The organism is Amaricoccus macauensis (assembly GCF_049800915.1).
In the GTDB taxonomy this organism is placed as follows: Bacteria; Pseudomonadota; Alphaproteobacteria; order Rhodobacterales; family Rhodobacteraceae; genus Amaricoccus; species Amaricoccus macauensis_A.
The window spans coordinates 259,656-277,289 of the sequence record NZ_JBNAFY010000005.1 but is presented as its reverse complement, the minus strand read 5'-3'; the positions used below and the strand labels follow the sequence as shown (position 1 = coordinate 277,289).

Annotated in this window: 22 protein-coding genes; 18 read left to right on the top strand and 4 right to left on the bottom strand. The window is 59.1% G+C overall.

What is annotated here, in order from left to right:
• Positions 1-34: 34 nt before the first annotated feature.
• The 3 genes from pdeM to ACP15W_RS14680 all read left to right on the top strand — a co-directional run bounded on the left by pdeM (position 35) and on the right by ACP15W_RS14680 (position 2,071).
• Entirely contained in the window at positions 35-721 is a 687-nt protein-coding gene (gene pdeM / locus ACP15W_RS14690) for a ligase-associated DNA damage response endonuclease PdeM (RefSeq protein WP_424933659.1), read from the top strand.
• A gap of 231 nt (positions 722-952) precedes the next feature.
• Positions 953-1,384: a twin-arginine translocation pathway signal gene (locus ACP15W_RS14685; protein ID WP_424933658.1), complete on the top strand. Its 432-nt coding sequence runs from the start codon at positions 953-955 to the stop codon at positions 1,382-1,384.
• Positions 1,385-1,462: 78 nt separating this feature from the next.
• Positions 1,463-2,071 (top strand): ferric reductase-like transmembrane domain-containing protein, encoded by a 609-nt coding sequence (locus ACP15W_RS14680; RefSeq protein ID WP_424933657.1) that lies wholly within the window; start codon positions 1,463-1,465, stop codon positions 2,069-2,071.
• Positions 2,072-2,078: 7 nt separating this feature from the next.
• Here ACP15W_RS14680 and ACP15W_RS14675 read toward each other — a convergent pair whose 3' ends face one another.
• Positions 2,079-2,729, bottom strand: a complete 651-nt coding sequence (locus ACP15W_RS14675) for an alpha/beta hydrolase (RefSeq protein ID WP_424933656.1) — start codon at positions 2,727-2,729, stop codon at positions 2,079-2,081.
• Between the two features lie 159 nt (positions 2,730-2,888).
• On the opposite strand from ACP15W_RS14675, the gene ACP15W_RS14670 reads away from it, so the two are divergent.
• The 13 genes from ACP15W_RS14670 (at position 2,889) to ACP15W_RS14610 (ending at position 12,994) form a co-directional block, all read left to right on the top strand.
• Entirely contained in the window at positions 2,889-3,413 is a 525-nt protein-coding gene (locus tag ACP15W_RS14670; RefSeq protein ID WP_424933655.1) for an Rrf2 family transcriptional regulator, read from the top strand.
• The gene (locus ACP15W_RS14665) at positions 3,410-4,456 is read left to right on the top strand and encodes a cysteine desulfurase family protein (protein WP_424933654.1); all 1,047 of its coding nucleotides are present in this window, start codon (positions 3,410-3,412) and stop codon (positions 4,454-4,456) included. The genes ACP15W_RS14670 and ACP15W_RS14665 overlap by 4 nt, the downstream gene beginning before the upstream one ends.
• A 31-nt stretch (positions 4,457-4,487) precedes the next feature.
• Positions 4,488-6,023 (top strand): Fe-S cluster assembly protein SufB, encoded by a 1,536-nt coding sequence (sufB, locus tag ACP15W_RS14660; RefSeq protein WP_424933653.1) that lies wholly within the window; start codon positions 4,488-4,490, stop codon positions 6,021-6,023.
• 84 nt (positions 6,024-6,107) lie between these two features.
• The gene (locus tag ACP15W_RS14655; protein ID WP_424933652.1) at positions 6,108-6,431 is read left to right on the top strand and encodes a hypothetical protein; all 324 of its coding nucleotides are present in this window, start codon (positions 6,108-6,110) and stop codon (positions 6,429-6,431) included.
• Between the two features lie 55 nt (positions 6,432-6,486).
• The gene (locus ACP15W_RS14650) at positions 6,487-6,807 is read left to right on the top strand and encodes a heavy metal-binding domain-containing protein (protein WP_424933651.1); all 321 of its coding nucleotides are present in this window, start codon (positions 6,487-6,489) and stop codon (positions 6,805-6,807) included.
• The gene (locus ACP15W_RS14645) at positions 6,804-7,082 is read left to right on the top strand and encodes a hypothetical protein (RefSeq protein WP_424933650.1); all 279 of its coding nucleotides are present in this window, start codon (positions 6,804-6,806) and stop codon (positions 7,080-7,082) included. The genes ACP15W_RS14650 and ACP15W_RS14645 overlap by 4 nt, the downstream gene beginning before the upstream one ends.
• 29 nt (positions 7,083-7,111) lie before the next feature.
• Positions 7,112-7,867, top strand: coding sequence for a Fe-S cluster assembly ATPase SufC (gene sufC / locus ACP15W_RS14640; protein ID WP_424933649.1), 756 nt, complete (start codon positions 7,112-7,114; stop codon positions 7,865-7,867).
• Positions 7,868-9,157 carry a SufB/SufD family protein gene (locus tag ACP15W_RS14635; RefSeq protein ID WP_424933648.1) on the top strand — a complete coding sequence of 430 codons (1,290 nt, stop codon included), beginning with the start codon at positions 7,868-7,870 and terminating at the stop codon, positions 9,155-9,157.
• 54 nt (positions 9,158-9,211) lie between these two features.
• The gene (locus ACP15W_RS14630; RefSeq protein WP_424933647.1) at positions 9,212-9,775 is read left to right on the top strand and encodes a hypothetical protein; all 564 of its coding nucleotides are present in this window, start codon (positions 9,212-9,214) and stop codon (positions 9,773-9,775) included.
• A 74-nt stretch (positions 9,776-9,849) separates the two neighbouring features.
• Entirely contained in the window at positions 9,850-10,431 is a 582-nt protein-coding gene (locus ACP15W_RS14625; protein ID WP_424933646.1) for a Yip1 family protein, read from the top strand.
• The gene (locus tag ACP15W_RS14620; RefSeq protein ID WP_424933754.1) at positions 10,431-11,651 is read left to right on the top strand and encodes a cysteine desulfurase; all 1,221 of its coding nucleotides are present in this window, start codon (positions 10,431-10,433) and stop codon (positions 11,649-11,651) included. Before ACP15W_RS14625 ends, ACP15W_RS14620 begins: the two co-directional genes overlap by 1 nt.
• Positions 11,652-12,016: 365 nt before the next feature.
• The gene (locus ACP15W_RS14615) at positions 12,017-12,460 is read left to right on the top strand and encodes a hypothetical protein (RefSeq protein ID WP_424933645.1); all 444 of its coding nucleotides are present in this window, start codon (positions 12,017-12,019) and stop codon (positions 12,458-12,460) included.
• Positions 12,461-12,553: 93 nt separating this feature from the next.
• Complete coding sequence (locus ACP15W_RS14610) at positions 12,554-12,994, top strand: MarR family winged helix-turn-helix transcriptional regulator (RefSeq protein WP_424933644.1); 441 nt, start codon at positions 12,554-12,556, stop codon at positions 12,992-12,994.
• Here ACP15W_RS14610 and hisH read toward each other — a convergent pair whose 3' ends face one another.
• A complete protein-coding gene (hisH, locus tag ACP15W_RS14605; protein WP_424933643.1) occupies positions 12,995-13,633 on the bottom strand; it encodes an imidazole glycerol phosphate synthase subunit HisH in 639 nt (212 codons plus the stop codon).
• Positions 13,630-14,220, bottom strand: coding sequence for an imidazoleglycerol-phosphate dehydratase HisB (hisB, locus tag ACP15W_RS14600; protein ID WP_424933642.1), 591 nt, complete (start codon positions 14,218-14,220; stop codon positions 13,630-13,632). Before hisB ends, hisH begins: the two co-directional genes overlap by 4 nt.
• Positions 14,221-14,684: 464 nt before the next feature.
• On the opposite strand from hisB, the gene ACP15W_RS14595 reads away from it, so the two are divergent.
• Together ACP15W_RS14595 and ACP15W_RS14590 are read left to right on the top strand one after the other, a co-directional pair.
• Complete coding sequence (locus ACP15W_RS14595) at positions 14,685-14,912, top strand: hypothetical protein (protein ID WP_424933641.1); 228 nt, start codon at positions 14,685-14,687, stop codon at positions 14,910-14,912.
• A 279-nt stretch (positions 14,913-15,191) separates the two neighbouring features.
• The gene (locus ACP15W_RS14590) at positions 15,192-16,826 is read left to right on the top strand and encodes a BCCT family transporter (protein WP_424933640.1); all 1,635 of its coding nucleotides are present in this window, start codon (positions 15,192-15,194) and stop codon (positions 16,824-16,826) included.
• A gap of 21 nt (positions 16,827-16,847) precedes the next feature.
• Here ACP15W_RS14590 and ACP15W_RS14585 read toward each other — a convergent pair whose 3' ends face one another.
• On the bottom strand, positions 16,848-17,522 hold the full coding sequence (locus tag ACP15W_RS14585) for a TetR/AcrR family transcriptional regulator (protein ID WP_424933639.1): 675 nt from the start codon (positions 17,520-17,522) through the stop codon (positions 16,848-16,850).
• Positions 17,523-17,634 lie beyond the last annotated feature (112 nt).

Genomic DNA, 17,634 nt, shown 5'->3' with positions numbered 1-17,634 from the left:
TGCGGTAGTTGCCTGACTGCGGCATGTGGTAGGCATGCTGGGACAAGACGTGAACATTGCCGGATCTCGCCTCGTTGCCCGCGCCTCCGGGGCGCTATGGTGGCCGGATCATTCCCTGCTGTGTGTTTCGGATCTGCACCTGGGCAAATCCGAGCGAATCGCGCGACGTGGCAGCACGCTCCTGCCGCCATACGAAACCACGGAAACACTTTCCCGGCTCGGTGACGAGATCAATGCGCTGCAACCCGATCGCGTTGTGTGCCTCGGCGACAGTTTCGATGATGATGCCTGCGTAGCGGCGCTTGCCGAACCTGATCTCGACTTCCTGAGCGGCCTGATGCGAGGGCGCGACTGGATCTGGGTCACCGGAAACCATGATCCGGGGGCGGTGGCGCCGGGAGGTCGGTGCGTGGACGCACTGTTGCTCGAGGGGCTTGTTTTTCGGCACGAGGCTGCGGAATCTGATGGTTTGGGGGAAATTTCGGGCCATTTTCATCCGAAGATCCGAATACGCGCAAAAGGCATGACGATCTCTCGGCGCTGCTTCGTCGTCGATGCTGTCCGCATGATGCTGCCAGCGTTCGGGGCCTACACGGGTGGGCTGCGATGTGATGACCCGCAAATCGACCGCCTGTTCGGGGCCGATGCACAGGCCATCCTTGCAGGTGCGCCCTGTGTCGCAATACCGCTTCGAAACCGGTCCCTCGCTGTGGCGCGCTAGGACGGCTCGATTGCATCGGCCGAGGCAGAACAGAGTCACGGGATTGTGCGCTTCCCGCCGGATTTCCTGGCGCCAGCTCTTGATGTAGCCTCGGGGCATCAAGGCGCACGTTCCCGGTTCGGAACTGCACGGTTCGCGCGCACCACGGTCAGAAAAGGGAAAAACGAGATGCATTCCCCATTCTACAATCGGCGATCCTTTCTCGTATCTGCCGGTCTAGCGAGTGCCGTCATGATGCAGGGAACGGCCGGCGTGGTTCTCCCCGCGCAGGCCGCGGGCTTTGCGCCGACGCGATCCATGCGGGGCGGCAGCAACAACTACCGCCCGAATGCGCCATTCGTGGAAAGGCTGGGCCGCGGTTTCTGGATGTCCGGAACGGTTCGACGGGCGGGAGATGGCGCGCCACTGGAAGGTGTCCGCATCCAGATCTGGGCGGCTACCACTCTTGGTGGCGAGCGTGAACCGCGCAATCACGGGAGCGTCCTGACGGCGGCGGACGGAAGCTACCGGCTGGAGATGGAACAGATCGTGCCGAATTTCGGTCAGCCCCACGGTCATCTCGCCTATGATGATGGCGACTTCGAAACGGTTTTTTTGCGCCCTGTCATGTCGAGCGCACGGGATACGTCATTGCGTGCCGATTTCGTTCTGGCCCCCGTCTGAGAGGGTCGGGCCAGGAACTTTATGGTATCTGATCGCGCAATGAGGCTTGGCCGGGTAGGCGCCACGACAGCATGGGGAGTGCCGCTCCTCATTGCCTGCGCAGCCATCGTGCTGGCTGTATTCAGCCCGTTTCTCGCCTATCGCACTCCGGCCTACATCGTTGGGGGATTTGCCGGGATAATTTGCCTTGCGCTCCTGCTGTTCCAGCCGCTTCTGGCCGCTGGCTATCTGCCGGGGCTCGGACCGAGATCCGCGCGGAGATGGCATATGTGGCTCGGCTGGGGGATCATCGGGGGAGTCGTGCTTCACGTGGGCGGGTTGTTTGTCACGAGCCCGCCAGACACGCTCGACGCGCTCATGCTGGTGTCGCCGACGCCCTTCTCGGTCTATGGCGTCACGGCAATGTGGGGGATCGTCATCACGGGAATTCTGGTGGGAATGCGGCGAAAGCTGAGGCTACGCTATCCGACCTGGCGGCTGGTTCATAACGGGATCGCGCTGATCGTGATTATTTCCACGGTCATCCATGCCGTTCAGATCGAAGGGGCCATGGAGCCGGTTTCCAAATGGGTACTGTGCATCGCTGTTCTGATCGTGACAACCGCGACGCTCTTCGACTTGCGCGTGCGCAAGCCGATGCTGCAATGGAGAGAGGCGCGGCGCGCGCGGAAGACCGGGCGCGCCTGAGGAGCCCTTATCTGGTATTTTCGGTCATCCTGCGGCGGACATAGGTCTCCACACTGCCGATCATCTCTTCCATCCCGGGATCGAAGAAATGGCTTGCGCCCTCGATCGTCTGGTGGGTGATCGTGATGCCCTTCTGCTGCTTCAGCTTGTCCGCAAGTGCGGCCACGTCAGCGGGAGGAACCACGCGGTCGGCGCTGCCGCCGATGATGAGCCCTGAAGACGGGCAGGGTGCAAGGAAGCTGAAGTCATACTGGTTGGCCGGGGGAGCAACCGAGATGAACCCGGCAATTTCGGGCCGGCGCATCAGTAGCTGCATGCCGATCCAGGCGCCGAACGAGAATCCGGCGACCCAGCAGAACTTGGCGTTCGGGTTGAGCGACTGAAGATAGTCCAGCGCCGAAGCCGCATCCGAAAGCTCACCGATTCCCTGATCGTATTCCCCCTGGCTCCGGCCCACGCCGCGGAAGTTAAAGCGCAGGCAGGTGAACCCCATGCGGTGGAACGCATAGTGCAGGTTGTAGACGACCTTGTTGTTCATCGTCCCCCCATAAAGCGGATGGGGATGAAGGATGATCGCTATAGGTGCGTCCTTGCTCTTGTTGGGATGGTATCGGCCTTCGAGGCGGCCATCGGGACCTGGGAAGATCACCTCGGGCATATATACCCTTCTCCTGACGGGTAGAGACAATTACTTGACGGAATCGCTCACCCAATCTAGAAACATTCTAAAGTGGGCCGACGGCGAAACCGGGCCCGCTTGCTGTTAAGGGGTCGGGGCGGAACCGTCAACACTGTCATCGAGACCCGGAGGTCCGAAATGAAACTGAGCACCAAGGGCAGATATGCCATGATTGCCCTGACCGACCTTGCGGCACAGGGCCCCGGGCGGCTCATTTCGCTGGCTGAGATTGCCGAACGTCAGGATATATCCCTGGCATATCTCGAGCAGCTCTTCGTGAAACTGCGGCGTGCGGAACTGGTCGAATCGGTTCGCGGGCCCGGTGGTGGGTATCGGCTCGCGCGGCCCATCGAGAACATCCGGATTGCAGATATTCTGACGGCGGTCGACGAGAACATGGATGCGCTTGCACGTGGGGCCTCCGCCTCCGGCGCGTCGAGCGGCACGCGGGAACAGATTCTGGCCGACAAGTTCTGGGAACAGCTGTCGGCGAACGTCTATGTTCTTCTTCATCAGACGCGCCTCGGTGACATTGTCGAGGATCACCTGGCGCCTTGTCCGGCCGTGCCGAGTTTCGTCTCAGTCATCGATGAGGGGCTGGGCACGGCCCGGGAAGCGGATGAGCTGACCGCTGATCCGCCAGAGCTTGATACCGGCGCATGAGGAACAGGGTTTATCTCGATCACAACGCGACGGCACCGCTCCGGCCGGAGGCACGTGACGCCATGATCGCGGCGCTGGATCTGCCGGGAAATCCTTCGTCAGTACACGGCGAGGGACGCCGGGCCCGGGCCATCATCGAACGGGCGCGTGGGCAAGTGGCGGAGGCCTTTGGTGCACAGGCCGCGGACATCGTATTCACGTCTGGCGCATCCGAGGCCGCGGCTTTGGGGCTCGCGGGATGGGACCCTGTGGGCGCAGAGGTCGAGCATGATGCGGTTCTGGCGTGGATACGAGCCGATCTTCCGGTGGATGGATCGGGCAAGGTGACCGTGGCGCAAGCTGACCAGACCGCACTGCAGGCGGCCAATTCCGAAACAGGGGTGGTCCAGCGGCTCCCTGAGGGACTGGGTTTTGTCGACGCTGTGCAAATTGCCGGAAAGAAGCCTTTCGCATTCGATTGGTCGGGCGCGCAGCGTGCAATCCTGTCAGCGCACAAGTTTGGTGGACCGAAGGGTGTGGGTGCGCTGCTGCTGAAACGCGGAACGGATGTGGCTGCGCAGATGCGCGGCGGCGGACAGGAGATGGGCCGTAGAGCCGGGACTGAGAATGTCGCTGCGATTGCCGGTTTTGGTGCCGCCGCGGAAGCTGCCTCTCGCGATCTTTCTGACGGGATCTGGGAAGAGGTCGAGTCTCGACGGGATATGCTGGAACAGGCACTGGAAGCTGAGGCTCCGGATATTATCTTCGTAGCAAGGGATACGGGCAGGCTGCCAAACACGACTTGCGTGGCGGCGCCTGGGTGGAAGGGCGAAACCCAGGTCATGCAGATGGATCTCAGCGGCTTCGCGATTTCTGCTGGATCAGCCTGTTCGAGTGGAAAGGTGCGGGCGAGTCGCGTGCTCAAGGCCATGGGATTTGAGGAGCGGGTCGCGGAAAGCGCGATCAGGGTCTCGATCGGACCTGAAACGACGAATGAAGATGTTCTGGCCTTTGCCGGGACATGGGGAAAGCACTACCGGCGCTTTCGGCAGAAGGCTGCCTGAGGCACTACGGTACAATAGGAAGGCAAAAAGCATGCAATTGCAGGACGAGACGAACGTCAAGGAAGGCGTTGACCAGGAAACCGTTGATGCAGTCCGGTCGGTCGGTGAGCGCTACAAGTATGGCTTCTCGACCGAAATCGACATGGAATATGCCCCGAAGGGCCTGAACGAAGACATCGTCGCGCTGATTTCCGAGAAAAACGAAGAGCCGGAGTGGCTCAAGGAATGGCGGCTTGAGGCGTACCGTCGCTGGGTGAAGATGACCGAGCCGGAATGGGCCATGGTTCACTACCCCAAGATCGACTTCCAGGAGCAGTATTACTACGCGCGCCCTGCGAGCATGAAGGTCAAACCGAAGTCACTTGATGAAGTCGATCCGGAACTGCTTGCGACCTATGAGAAACTCGGCATTCCTCTGAAGGAGCAGATGATCCTTGCAGGTGTCGAGGGGGCGGAAGGTGCGCCCGCCGAAGCACGCGGCGACGAGCGCCGGGTTGCGGTTGATGCGGTCTTCGACAGCGTCTCGGTCGGCACCACCTTCAAGGCGGAACTGGCGAAGGCCGGCGTGATCTTCTGCTCGATCTCGGAAGCCGTTCGCGAGCACCCTGAACTGGTGAAGAAGTATCTCGGCTCGGTCGTGCCGCAGAGCGACAACTTCTACGCAACGCTGAACTCAGCGGTCTTTTCCGATGGTTCGTTCGTCTACGTGCCGCCCGGTGTGCGCTGCCCGATGGAGCTGTCGACCTATTTCCGCATCAACGCGGAAAACACCGGTCAGTTCGAGCGCACGCTGATCATTGCCGACAAGGGCGCATATGTCTCGTATCTCGAGGGATGCACCGCGCCGATGCGTGACGAGAACCAGCTTCATGCTGCGGTCGTCGAGATCGTGGCGCTTGAAGATGCGGAAGTAAAATACTCGACGGTTCAGAACTGGTATCCCGGTGATGAGAACGGGAAGGGCGGGATCTACAACTTCGTGACGAAACGTGCTGATTGTCGCGGCGATCGCTCGAAGGTGATGTGGACCCAGGTCGAAACAGGTTCGGCCGTAACCTGGAAGTATCCCTCCTGCATCCTGCGCGGCAACGAGAGCCAGGGGGAGTTCTACTCGATCGCAATCGCGAACAACCATCAGCAGGCCGATACCGGCACCAAAATGGTTCACCTGGGCAAGAACACCCGAAGCCGCATTGTTTCCAAGGGGATCAGCGCGGGTGTGGCGCAGAACACCTATCGCGGGCTCGTTTCGATGCACCCGAAGGCAAAGAACAGCCGCAATTATACCCAATGCGACAGCCTTCTGATCGGCGACAAGTGCGGGGCGCATACCGTTCCCTACATCGAGTGCAGGAACCACTCGAGCCGTGTGGAGCATGAGGCGACGACCTCGAAGGTGGATGACGATCAGCTTTTCTACTGCCGTCAACGCGGCATGGACGAAGAGGAAGCCGTTGCGCTCGTGGTCAACGGGTTCTGTCGCGAGGTTCTTCAGGCGCTGCCGATGGAGTTTGCGATGGAAGCCCAGAAGCTGGTTGCGATCAGCTTGGAAGGTTCGGTGGGCTAAGCCGGGCCATAGTTCCAGGTGCGTGTGGTGTGATCATGGCAATTCTGCGACAATATCCCGTGCAAACACGCATGGGAGGAAAACATGAAACCTGTGGTACTGCTGGTCGGGCGGTTGCCGGGCGTGATTGGCGACGTGGCGAAGGCTTTGGAAAACATGCCGATTCGCTGGCTGGGCGCACACGACAGGGCCGAGGTCATACAGCAGCTGGAGACGGAGCCGGGCATTGCATGCGTCGTGATCGGTGCAGGGCTCGACGACTCGGTCCGTGGGGATCTGGTCGGAGTGATTGCTTCGAGACGGCCGGATATCTCGATCCACATGAAGGATCGCGCGTCCGGTCCGGACGGTCTGCTTCCGTTCACGCGGCGCGTCGTGGAAACGATGGTTCTGCGCGAGCCGGCCTGAACGGAGCGTCAAATGCGCTCTCCGGAGGCCGCGCGGCTGCCCGGGGAGTTGCATCATGATCGTAACCACAACGAACACCGTCGAAGGCCACAGGATCACCGCGTATCACGGGATCGCGGTGGGCGAGGCCATACTGGGCGCGAACGTGTTTCGCGATCTGTTTGCCGGCATTCGCGATATCGTCGGCGGGCGGTCGTCGGCGTATGAACGCAGCCTGCAGGAGGCGCGGGAAACGGCGATGCAGGAGTTGCAGCATCGCGCGTCGCGTCTGGGTGGCAACGCGGTTGTGGGTATCGACCTGGATTACGAAGTGGTGGGCGAGTCGATGCTGATGGTGTCGGCGTCCGGAACATCAGTGACGATAGAGAGGGTATGATGCAATTCCTGGGTGCTTCAATCATCGCGGGCGTGATCTTTTTCGTCCTGAATTACCTGTCGAGCCTCGTGTTCGGCGGTCCAAATGTGACGAATACCGCTGCGCTGGTTGAAGCCGCACTCAAGACGGCGGTCTTCGTCACGATCTTTCACTATGCGCACAACTGGATCGCGAAACTGCTCGGGTGGTACCGAACCGATGATCCCGATGCGCCACACACTTTCGACCGGCATCCTGCACTGGATGAGGCGCGGGCCGCGAAACGCGCGGATTGAGCCGGTCCTAGAATGACAAGAGGAAGAAAATGCTGAAAATAAGCAACCTGCATGCCAAACTCGAAGAAGAGGATAAAGCTATCCTCAAGGGCGTGGATCTCGAGGTCAAGGCAGGCGAAGTTCACGCTATCATGGGCCCGAACGGTTCGGGCAAATCGACGCTTTCCTACGTCCTCTCGGGCCGTGACGGCTATGAGGTCACGGAAGGGACCGCTGCGCTCGATGGCGAAGATATTCTCGATATGGAGCCCGAAGAGCGCGCGGCCGAAGGGCTTTTTCTCGCGTTCCAGTATCCGGTCGAGATCCCCGGCGTCGGCAACATGACCTTCTTGCGCACCGCTCTCAACGCGCTGAGAAAGGCTCGTGGCGAGGAAGAACTGAACGCGGCCGAATTCCTGCGCTTCACCCGCGAGAAGGCGAAGTCGCTCAATGTCGATCAGGAAATGCTGAAGCGGCCTGTCAATGTCGGCTTTTCCGGCGGCGAGAAGAAGCGCAACGAGATCCTTCAGATGGCGGTTCTCCAGCCGCGGATGTGCATTCTCGACGAAACGGATTCCGGTCTCGACGTCGATGCGATGCGGCTTGTCGCGGACGGGGTCAACGCTCTGCGCTCGGAAGATCGCGCGTTTCTCGTCATTACGCATTACCAGCGCCTGCTGGATCATATCGTTCCCGATGTCGTCCACATCATGGCAGATGGCAAAATCATCAAATCCGGCGGACCCGATCTCGCACTTGAGGTCGAAAACAACGGTTACGCGGACATTCTAAAGTCGGTGGCGTAAATGGTTGTGGCAACACGTAAACTTGAAGATGCCGGGCAATTGCTCGATGTCTTTTCCGCACCCTCCGGTGAGTCTGCCTGGGCGCAGGCGGCACGTGCGAAGGCCGAGGGACTGATCCGCCGCGAGGGCGCGCCCTCTCGGCGCGACGAATACTGGAAATACACCGATCCAGCGGCGCTGACATGTGTTCCGGCGCAGCCTGCGTCTGTCTTGGAAGTGGACGAAAAGCGGCTGTTCGAGGACGCGGAGCGTGTCGAGTTCGTCTTCGTGGATGGCGTATTCTCTCCTGAGCTTTCCGACGCGCCGGAGCTTGCGGGTGCTGATATTCAGCCGCTTCGGGACGCGCTTGCGGCGGATATCCACTGGGCGAAGGACATCTTCGGCGTTCTCGAAGGCAATGGGCAGGCTCCCGTTGTCCGCCCGATGGCCGCGCTCAATACCGCGCGTGCGACCGAAGGGTTCGTGATCCGGGTGCATGGCAAGCTCGCGAAGCCGATCAGCTTCGTCTATCTGCGTAAGAACGAGCAGGCCGACGCGATGGTGCGGCATGTGATCCGTGTCGAGGCAGAAGGTGATGCCACCATCCTGGAGGATGGACCGGCTGCGGCGCGGTTCAATTCCGTTCTAGAGGTGGATGTTGCCGGTGGCGGTGCATTCCACCACGTTCGCGCGCAGGGGCGGGACCACGAAAGACACGCCTGGACAGGGGCATTTGCCCGGCTTGGCCAGGAATCAACCTTCAAGTCTTTCACCCTGAGCATGAACGGGCGGCTGACGCGCAATGAATGCGTGATCGAACTCACCGGCGATGAGGCGGTTGCCCATGTGGCTGGTGCCTCCATCGGTGAAGGTGATTTCCGCCACGACGACACGGTGTTCATCACCCATGATGCCGTTGATTGTGAGAGCCGGCAGGTTTTCAAGAAGGTCCTGAGGACGGGTGCGACGGGCATCTTCCAGGGCAAGATCCTGGTGAAGCCGGACGCTCAGAAGACCGATGGCTACCAAATCAGCCAGAGCCTTCTGCTGGATGACGACAGCCAGTTCCTTACGAAACCGGAACTGGAGATCTATGCCGACGATGTGGCGTGCTCTCATGGTTCCACCTCGGGTGCCGTCGACGAGACCTCGCTGTTCTATCTGCGGTCCCGTGGGCTCCAGAAGGAAGAAGCCGAGGAACTCCTCGTGCTGGCGTTCGTGGACGAAGCGATATCCGAGATCGAGAACGAAGATTTCGCGGACCGTGTGCGGGAACGTCTTGCGGCTTGGCTCCTGCGGCACAGGGGCTGAGAAGAGGCAGGCGGAATGAAAGCGCAGGCAGGCCCCGTTTCGGAAGCGTCCGCAGTGGCAGACTCCAGGCGCAGCCTTGTGGCAGAGATGCTGCGTGGCTACGCAAAGCCGGGTGCGACGATGCAACAGCAGATCGCCATGGGCTTGGCCGAAGGCCGTGCTCTCCTGCATTTGCTTCTAGGCTGCGGTCTCCTGTGCGTCGCCAGTATTCCGGGCGCACTTGAAGCCGCCGCAGATCTGCCGGTCGATGATGCCGTGAGTGCCGCCGTGTCGTCACGGATCTTCGGCTATCTCATCATCGTTCCCATACTGGCCTATGCTTTCACATTTCCGCTCAAGCTTGTTCTGGGTGGAAGCGGTCTAGCGATACGGACCGCTTTCTTCTGGTCCGTGCTCCTGGGAGGGCCAATCGCTCTTCTGCTGTCAGCAATGGCCACTGCGGCGCCCATTCTTCCCGAGGGAACGCTCGACTTCCTGAGCTCTTTTGGGTTTCTCGGCTGGCTCTGGCTGCTTGCGGGCAATCTGGGTGCTGCATCGAATGCGCGTCCCGTCAGGATCTTCGTGGTCTTGGGGGGAGCCTTCGCACTCTTGGTCATCGGGTTCGAAGTTGCAGCCTGATCGAAAATTCCAAACAGGCGATGGGACGCTAGAGAATGGCCATAGTGGCATCTGGGCGAACTGGGAGCATGGCGTTGGAAACCTGGGGTAGATTGATCCTCGAGAGCCTTCTGCAGCCGAGAGACGCCGCTCGAAAGGTTCTTGCTGTCCGGGTGGGATTTGATGCGCTTCTCGAAGCCGCGTTGGCGGTCACCTGTATTGGGATGGTTCTGGCTTTCATCGCCGTTCGGCTCAGCCCGGGAGCGCTTGACCCATCGACCACATTCGTTCTCGCCAACCCATTACTTGGTGCGGCGTTCCAACTCTGCGTCCTGGCTGCCGTCGTCGGCGGGATCGTTCATGTGGGGCGGTTCTTTGGCGGGAAGGGCAGCGTAACAGGCGCGTTGGCGACGGTCGTGTGGCTCGATTTTGTCATGCTGCTGATCCAGGCCCTTCAGATTGCGGCGATCGTTCTCGTGCCTCCTATTGCGACCTTTCTGTCTATCGCGGCCGTTATCTGGGTGATCTGGGCAATGGCCTGTTTCGTATCTGAACTACATGGCTTTCAGAACCCGATTGTGGTGATGGGGGGCGTTGTCCTCAGTATGGCGGTGCTGTTCTTCGGAATCGCCTTGGTTCTCACCTTCATCGGTGCGCCCCTGGAAGGAGCCGGATGATGTATGATGTTGAAGCGGTGCGCCGGGATTTTCCAATCCTCGCGCGAGAAGTGCATGGAGTTCCGTTGGTCTATCTCGACAACGGGGCGTCTGCGCAAAAGCCCAAAGCGGTGATTGATGCCATGCAGGAGGCATATTCCATGGAATATGCCAATGTGCATCGCGGCTTGCACTTCCTGTCGAATTTGGCCACCGACCGGTTTGAAGAGGCGAGAGAGAAGATCCGAAGCTTCCTTGGTGCGGCTGACCTTGACGAAGTCGTTCTGACCACTGGGTCCACCATGGGCTTGAACCTGGTAGCCAGTTCGTGGGCCGGGCCACAGCTTGAGCCTGGGGATGAGATCCTCCTCACGGTCATGGAGCACCATGCCAACATCATTCCCTGGCACTTCCTTCGGGAGCGGCAGGGCGCGGTCCTCAAATGGATTGATACGGCGGATGATGGATCCTTGGATCCGGAACGCGTGATCGAGGCCATCGGGCCACGCACCAAGCTCATTGCCATAACGCATATGTCGAACGTGTTGGGCACCGTCGTGGACGTTAAACGGATCTGTGATGCGGCTCGCGACCGCGGAGTTGCGGTATGTGTCGACGGATCCCAAGCCGCCGTACACTTGCCCGTAAACGTTGCCGAACTGGGGTGCGATTTCTACGCGATCACTGGGCACAAGCTTTACGGTCCCACTGCATCCGGAGCGCTCTACGTTCGCAAGGAGCGCTATGCGGAGATGCAGCCGTTCCTTGGCGGGGGCGACATGATCCGCGAGGTCAGCAAGGACCATGTGAGCTATGCCGATCCGCCATTGAAGTTCGAGGCGGGAACGCCCGGCATCGTTCAGGCAATCGGCCTGGGCGCTGCGCTTGATTACATGGGCGGCCTTGGCATGGAAAACATTGCGGCGCACGAAGCCGATTTGCGCGATTATGCCATGCAGCGCTTCAAGGGGCTGAATTGGCTGAACATCCAGGGGAATGCGCCCGGGAAAGGGGCGATCTTCTCCTTCACTCTGGATGGGCCGGCGCACGCCCATGACATTTCGACAGTGGTTGATCAGAAGGGCATCGCCGTTCGGGCTGGCCATCATTGTGCGCAGCCACTTATGGAACATTTGGGCGTCACGGCGACCTGTCGGGCTTCCTTTGGCCTCTACAACACGCGGAAAGAGGTCGATAAGCTCGTTTCGGCCCTCGAAACCTGTCACGATCTCTTCTGTTGATCTCTGAAAGCTATGGCCCGAGCGCATGAAACCACGGCGTTCGGGCCATAGCTGTGTAGTCGAGAGGGAGCTTTCGCTCCTGGCCCTCTGAAATTTCCAACTGTCTTCAAGCCGTAAGCTTCAGAAGAGGCAACAATAAGTGCTGGCGCATAAGTGCGAGCAGCTCTTTTGTGTGCTGAAACTTCCGGACACCAGGACCAACTAAGGAAGGGTCGCTTGGTCCGGCATGTGATATATGCTACAGTTTTGTGACAGATAAATTAAGAAATTGAGAAGAATTATAGGTGAATTTGAGACATCTGCCCGCGTGCGGGTTCGCGAAGCCTGCGCGTGCGCCCGGATTGTCATGAAAGGATGGAAGTCTCATGCAGGCATTTTTCATCAGAATTTTCGGTGTCCTTGCGATGGCGCTCCTGACCGTCGGGCCTGCGCATTCAACAGGATTGGAGGGGCCTTCGGGGGACAGCGAGTTTGGACGGGCGCAGCAGCGCGATCCGTGTCTCTTCTATCGCAGCCAGGCTTGGAACCGGGATCTTGCGCATTACAGTCGGGACATGCTCTGGAGCTGTGAAGCAATCGAGCAGAGGCGCAGGGCTGGAATGCAATTGAGTGATCGACTGCAAGCCGCCGAATTCGCGCTCATGACCTATCGAAGCCGGGTCATAGCGATGGCTTTAGAAAAGTTCCGGCAGGAAGAGACGTTCGGGGCCGACACATTCCATCGCGAAGTCAGCGAGACCGAAAAGTGGGCCATTGCGGAGGAAACGGGAGCCCTGGCCGCTATGGAGGCGCTCAATCACGGGTTCTGAGCCTGCGATGAATGACGATCCTGCGGATTCACCCTCGGAACTGCAGTCTCATACATGACATTGCAGAGTTGCAGCGGTTGGACACTTGGGGGCATGAAATTCGACAAGGCAACATCAGCAGGCTATCTCGCGAACCATTTGGCACGGCTTTTCGCGAATGGGTTGGCGGGTCGCATACGTCCACTTGGGCTCGCGCCCGGACAGCTTCCGGCGTTGCTGGAGTTGTGGGAAACCGATGGTCTGAGCCAGAGGGATCTTGTCGAACGGATCGATGTCGAACAGGCGACACTGGCAAACACCTTGGCGCGGATGGAACGTGATGGCCTGATTACTCGTCGGCCGCACCCCGACGACGGGCGTGTGCAGCAAATCTGGCTGACCGATTTGGCGCGTTCCCTCGAAGCCCTTGCGACCGAGGCGGCGCACGCTCAGAACCGTGCAGCGCTGGAAGAAATGACTCAAGCCGAACGGACTGAACTTCTCCGGCTGATGGGCTTGGCCATCAAGTCCTTGAGAGCGCGGCGTGGCAATTGATCAGGGCCGCCACGCGAGGAAATTGGCTATGAGACGAAGCCCGGTCTGCTGGCTTTTCTCCGGGTGAAACTGTGTGCCGACCATGTTGTCCCGCCCGACGGCGGCCGTCACCTCTCCCGCGTGGTCGACCCGTGCGAGCAAATGCCCCCGGTTTTCCGGCAGGAGGTGATAGGAGTGTACGAAATACGCGTGCTCGCCACTCGATATCCCGTCGAAAACCGGATGATCCACCAGGATCTCCAGTGCATTCCAGCCCATATGGGGAATTTTGAAAGCAGGGTCGGAGGGCGTGATTTGAACGACTTCACCTGGAATCCATCCAAACCCTTCTGTATCGCCATGCTCCCGACCCCAACTCGCCATGAGTTGCTGTCCGACGCAGATACCCAAGAAGGGCACACCTCCATCGATGACCCGTTCGCGGATTGCCTCATACATTCCTTCGACGGCGAGAAGCCCCGCGCGGCAATCCGCGAAGGCGCCTACGCCTGGAAGAACAATCCGATCGGCCTTGCGTACAACATTCGGGTCGGCCGTGACTACAACTGGGCCGGCATCGGTTTCGCGCGCCATGCGCTGAAAGCTCTTCTCCGCGGAATGCAGGTTGCCACTGGAATAATCGACGATTGCACAGGTCATTCCGAGAGCGTCCCTTTGGTAGATGGGATGCCCGTCGATCTTGGGTCCGGCTCAACAGCCTCGCGCAATGCACGGGCAAAGGCCTTGAAAGTGGCTTCTGCGATGTGATGGCTGTTCTCCCCGCCAAGGCGGGCGAGGTTCAGCGTTATGCCACCGTTCATGGCAACGGCCGTGAAGAACTCGCGAACCAGTTCGGTATCAAAGGTTCCGATCTTCGGCGCAGGCAGATCGACTTTCCAGACAAGAAAAGGGCGACCGCTGAGATCGAGTGCTGCGCGCACAAGCGCTTCGTCCATGGCGAGCAGGCATGAGCCATAGCGTCGGATCCCTGCCTTGTCTCCGAGGGCTTTCTGTAGCGCGCGGCCGAAAGCGATCCCGACATCCTCTACGGTGTGGTGATCATCGATATGCAGATCACCTGTCGCCGAAATCTCGAGATCGATCATTGCATGTCGCGCGATCTGATCGAGCATGTGATCGAAGAAGCCGACGCCCGTTGCGTTGCGGTGTCTGCCCGTTCCGTCGAGATCGATACTGACCGAAAGCTCGGTCTCATTCGTCTTGCGGCTTACTGTCGCCTTGCGCATTCGTCACACCTTGCCGGGCTTCGGTTCATCCAGGGCGGAGATATAGCCGGCGGTTCGATGCAGGCCAAGACGCAAACCAGACACGACTTCGCAGGACGAGATTTCCTTGGGCAAGTGAGCGAATCCAAAATACTGAATGGTCGCTTAACGATTGAGCAATTGCTCTTTTTCAAATTTGGGTCGATTTCAATGTAAACTATGGAACTAAGCGAAAATCCGCTTATTGCTGATATGAGATGGTCGCCATGAAATTGATAACTATATGAAACCGGCCGGGTTTGATGCGAGTATGGCTAAACTCACGAGGGAAAAGATATTGGCAATTTCACGGATGAAGCTTTGTAATATTGCGAGAAGCGGGGTGTCTTTCGGCATTTTGTTGCCGGCCCGCCCGGCTTCAAGCTTTGGATAAACCGAAAGTAGAGTTATGTTGCGGCGTGGCCGTTGATTCTGGGGAGGATATAATGAATGAACGCGCTATCGTCGTTTTCGCGACGGATGCCCGCATCAACGAACGTCTCGTTGCGCGGGGTATGGACCCGATGGAGGGACCTTGTCTGACCGAAATCGTACACGAAGCAACTGGTGAGAAACTCACGTCGCGGGATGCTCTGCGGCTTTGGCATCCTGAACGATTGGTTGAGGATCCGCGTGTTAGAGCCGTGCTGGAGCGGCGCTTGGCAGCTTCCTAGATGCCAAGAAACGGATCTTTCTGCCAGAGAGCTTAATCTACGCAATCGCGTCGAGAGATCCAGGAAACCGGGCAAACCAAGATAATAGAACAACGGAGTGTTGGCCCGGGTTCTCATCCCTTTGATCTTTTCTTGATCCTGCGTTGCTCGGCAAAAGCCGGGCGCGCCCAAGCAGACCATTCTGTCGTGTTATGCTCCTCCCAACACGGGTTGAGCCTTGCCCTCAGAGTTATGGGCGTTACCCTCTCCGGAGAATGTAATGGGTGAGGGGTAGAACGAATGAGCGAAGATATTTCGCCGGATGGTACCACCGACCTGATCGAAACCGATTATGAGATCGGTCAGGATAACATCGAGATGAAAGTCGGGCCGATCGGCATCGACATCCACAATCCCGTATTTGGTATCACTGCGCTTTCCGTTATCGCACTGGTGCTGTTCTGTCTGATCTTCAGCGAAACCGCTGCCAATGGTTTCGAGGGGCTGCGGGAATGGCTTACCACCAGTTTCGACTGGGTGTTCATGATTTCGATGAACATTTTCGTGCTGTTCTGTCTCGTGCTGGTGGTTTCGCCTTATGGGCGGATCCGAATTGGCGGGCCAGACGCGGTGCCGGACTATTCCTATACAAGTTGGTTCGCGATGCTTTTCGCTGCCGGTATGGGCATCGGGCTTGTTTTTTACGGCGTTCTGGAACCGCTGAATCACTCCCTGACACCACCGCTAGGTCGGGACGGGCTTCTTGACGCGGATGGAGTGCTTCGCGATGCGGATGCAGTGCGATCCGCCGCGGATCTGGGGTTGGCCGCGACGATTTTCCACTTTGGTCTCCATCCATGGGCGGGATATGCCGTCGTATCCCTTGGCCTTGCGCTGTTCTGCTACAACAAGGGGCTTCCGCTCACGATCCGCTCGGCGTTCTACCCCGTCCTCGGTGAACGGATCTGGGGGTGGCCGGGCCACCTCATCGACACTCTTGCGGCTTTGGCCACGATTGCCGGATTGGCTACGTCCTTGGGACTGGGTGCGTCGCAGGCTGCTGCCGGAATGCAGCTTCTGCTCGGGATCGAGCCTAGCGTGAGTTTCACGGTGTTTCTGATCCTCCTGATCACGGCCGCGGCGATCATTTCGGTCGTGCGCGGGCTTGATGGAGGGGTGAAGGTGCTGTCCGAGGCCAACATGGTGCTGGCCTTCGGACTGCTGGTGTTCATCTTCATTGCCGGCACGCCGTTTTTTGTCATTCAATCGTTGATGCATGGGGCCGTGAGTTACGTCACGGAGCTGCCAGCGCTGTCGAACTGGATCGGCCGCGAGGATGATGGGTTCTTCCACGGTTGGACGACATTCTACTGGGCCTGGTGGATTTCCTGGTCGCCCTTCGTTGGAATGTTCATCGCCCGGGTTTCACGCGGGCGCACGGTGAGAGAGTTCATCGTTTGCGTGCTGCTGATCCCGACGGCCGTGTGCCTGATCTGGATGGGTGTGTTCGGCGGCACCGCGATCGGACAGCTCGTGAATGATGGCTATACCGGTGTCCAGGATACGATCACGGAATGGACGCCCGAACTGTCCCTCTTTGCGATGCTCGATCAGTTGCCGCTCAGCACGATCACGTCCATCGTCGGTATCATCCTAATTCTTGTGTTCTTCGTGACATCGTCGGATTCGGGTTCACTCGTTGTCGATACGATCTGCGCCGGCGGAAAGGTCGATGCCCCCGTACCGCAACGCGTGTTCTGGGCGAGCTTCGAAGGCCTGGTTGCCATTGCGTTGCTTCTTGGCGGCGGGCTGGCGTCGCTTCAGGCTCTGGCAATTGCGACCGGGTTCCCGTTTGCGATTGTATGCGTGCTCATTTGCTACTGCATCTGGCGCGGCCTTCAATCCGAGGCCGCGGAGTTGAAACGATCAAATTGATCTTCTTGGCGGCGGGCGCAATCAGGCTCCTGCCGCCTCGATTCCGCCAAGAAAAATTTTGACACCGCGCCGAACGCGGGCCTCGATCTGGGCCTCCGTCTGTTCGAGCAGTTCGGGAGCTACCAGTTTCTCGATCGGATTCGAGAACACCAGACTGCTTAGAAATCTCGCCGCCTCTTTCGTGTCCTGAATGCGTATCTCGCCGCGTGAAACCGCACGATCCAACTCTTCAGTGATCGCGTCCTGAATTGCCATCGGTCCCTCGCGTAGAAAGCTGCGGGCCATTTCCGGCTGATCCGGGGCTTCCGCAATCACGGCGCGTAATACACAGGCGGGTGTGGTCTGCTCTTTACCGCGAGGTCGAAGCAACTTGCACAGCCTTTCCTCCAGCGGCAGATCGCAGTCGTCGCCTTCAATCGGTTTCATGAAATCGGCGCGTCTGCGGCGCACGCAGGCAGTAAACAGCGCTTCCCTGTCGCCGAAAACTTCATAGATCGTGCGCTTGGACATCCGCGCCTCGCAGGCAATCGCGGCCATGGTTGCCCCGCGCAGGCCCTTCTGTGTCAGAACCCGTTCCATGGCATCGAGAATCAGATCCTTGCGCTCGCCGGGGTCGATCGGGGGCGGACGTCCACGCCGACGGTTGGTGGACGGTTCAGTGCAAGTGCAGGCGCTAAATATCGATTTTGCATTCATATCGCGGTTGTCAGCTTCCTTTCTTCTCGAGCAATCAAAAGGGTTGAAGTCGAATTGTGCAACGCATTATAAAACTCCCTGGTTTTTCTGCAATCACGCCGGCGGCCTCTCG

Bases quoted from the DNA above. Each gene is read 5' to 3' on its own strand.
- pdeM (WP_424933659.1), top strand. From the start codon at position 35: ATGCTGGGACAAGACGTGAACATTGCCGGATCTCGCCTCGTTGCCCGC.
- ACP15W_RS14685 (WP_424933658.1), top strand. From the start codon at position 953: ATGATGCAGGGAACGGCCGGCGTGGTTCTCCCCGCGCAGGCCGCGGGC.
- ACP15W_RS14675 (WP_424933656.1), bottom strand. From the start codon at position 2,729: ATGCCCGAGGTGATCTTCCCAGGTCCCGATGGCCGCCTCGAAGGCCGA.
- ACP15W_RS14670 (WP_424933655.1), top strand. From the start codon at position 2,889: ATGAAACTGAGCACCAAGGGCAGATATGCCATGATTGCCCTGACCGAC.
- ACP15W_RS14665 (WP_424933654.1), top strand. From the start codon at position 3,410: ATGAGGAACAGGGTTTATCTCGATCACAACGCGACGGCACCGCTCCGG.
- sufB (WP_424933653.1), top strand. From the start codon at position 4,488: ATGCAATTGCAGGACGAGACGAACGTCAAGGAAGGCGTTGACCAGGAA.
- ACP15W_RS14655 (WP_424933652.1), top strand. From the start codon at position 6,108: ATGAAACCTGTGGTACTGCTGGTCGGGCGGTTGCCGGGCGTGATTGGC.
- ACP15W_RS14650 (WP_424933651.1), top strand. From the start codon at position 6,487: ATGATCGTAACCACAACGAACACCGTCGAAGGCCACAGGATCACCGCG.
- ACP15W_RS14645 (WP_424933650.1), top strand. From the start codon at position 6,804: ATGATGCAATTCCTGGGTGCTTCAATCATCGCGGGCGTGATCTTTTTC.
- sufC (WP_424933649.1), top strand. From the start codon at position 7,112: ATGCTGAAAATAAGCAACCTGCATGCCAAACTCGAAGAAGAGGATAAA.
- ACP15W_RS14635 (WP_424933648.1), top strand. From the start codon at position 7,868: ATGGTTGTGGCAACACGTAAACTTGAAGATGCCGGGCAATTGCTCGAT.
- ACP15W_RS14620 (WP_424933754.1), top strand. From the start codon at position 10,431: ATGTATGATGTTGAAGCGGTGCGCCGGGATTTTCCAATCCTCGCGCGA.
- ACP15W_RS14615 (WP_424933645.1), top strand. From the start codon at position 12,017: ATGCAGGCATTTTTCATCAGAATTTTCGGTGTCCTTGCGATGGCGCTC.
- ACP15W_RS14610 (WP_424933644.1), top strand. From the start codon at position 12,554: ATGAAATTCGACAAGGCAACATCAGCAGGCTATCTCGCGAACCATTTG.
- hisH (WP_424933643.1), bottom strand. From the start codon at position 13,633: ATGACCTGTGCAATCGTCGATTATTCCAGTGGCAACCTGCATTCCGCG.
- hisB (WP_424933642.1), bottom strand. From the start codon at position 14,220: ATGCGCAAGGCGACAGTAAGCCGCAAGACGAATGAGACCGAGCTTTCG.
- ACP15W_RS14595 (WP_424933641.1), top strand. From the start codon at position 14,685: ATGAATGAACGCGCTATCGTCGTTTTCGCGACGGATGCCCGCATCAAC.
- ACP15W_RS14590 (WP_424933640.1), top strand. From the start codon at position 15,192: ATGAGCGAAGATATTTCGCCGGATGGTACCACCGACCTGATCGAAACC.
- ACP15W_RS14585 (WP_424933639.1), bottom strand. From the start codon at position 17,522: ATGAATGCAAAATCGATATTTAGCGCCTGCACTTGCACTGAACCGTCC.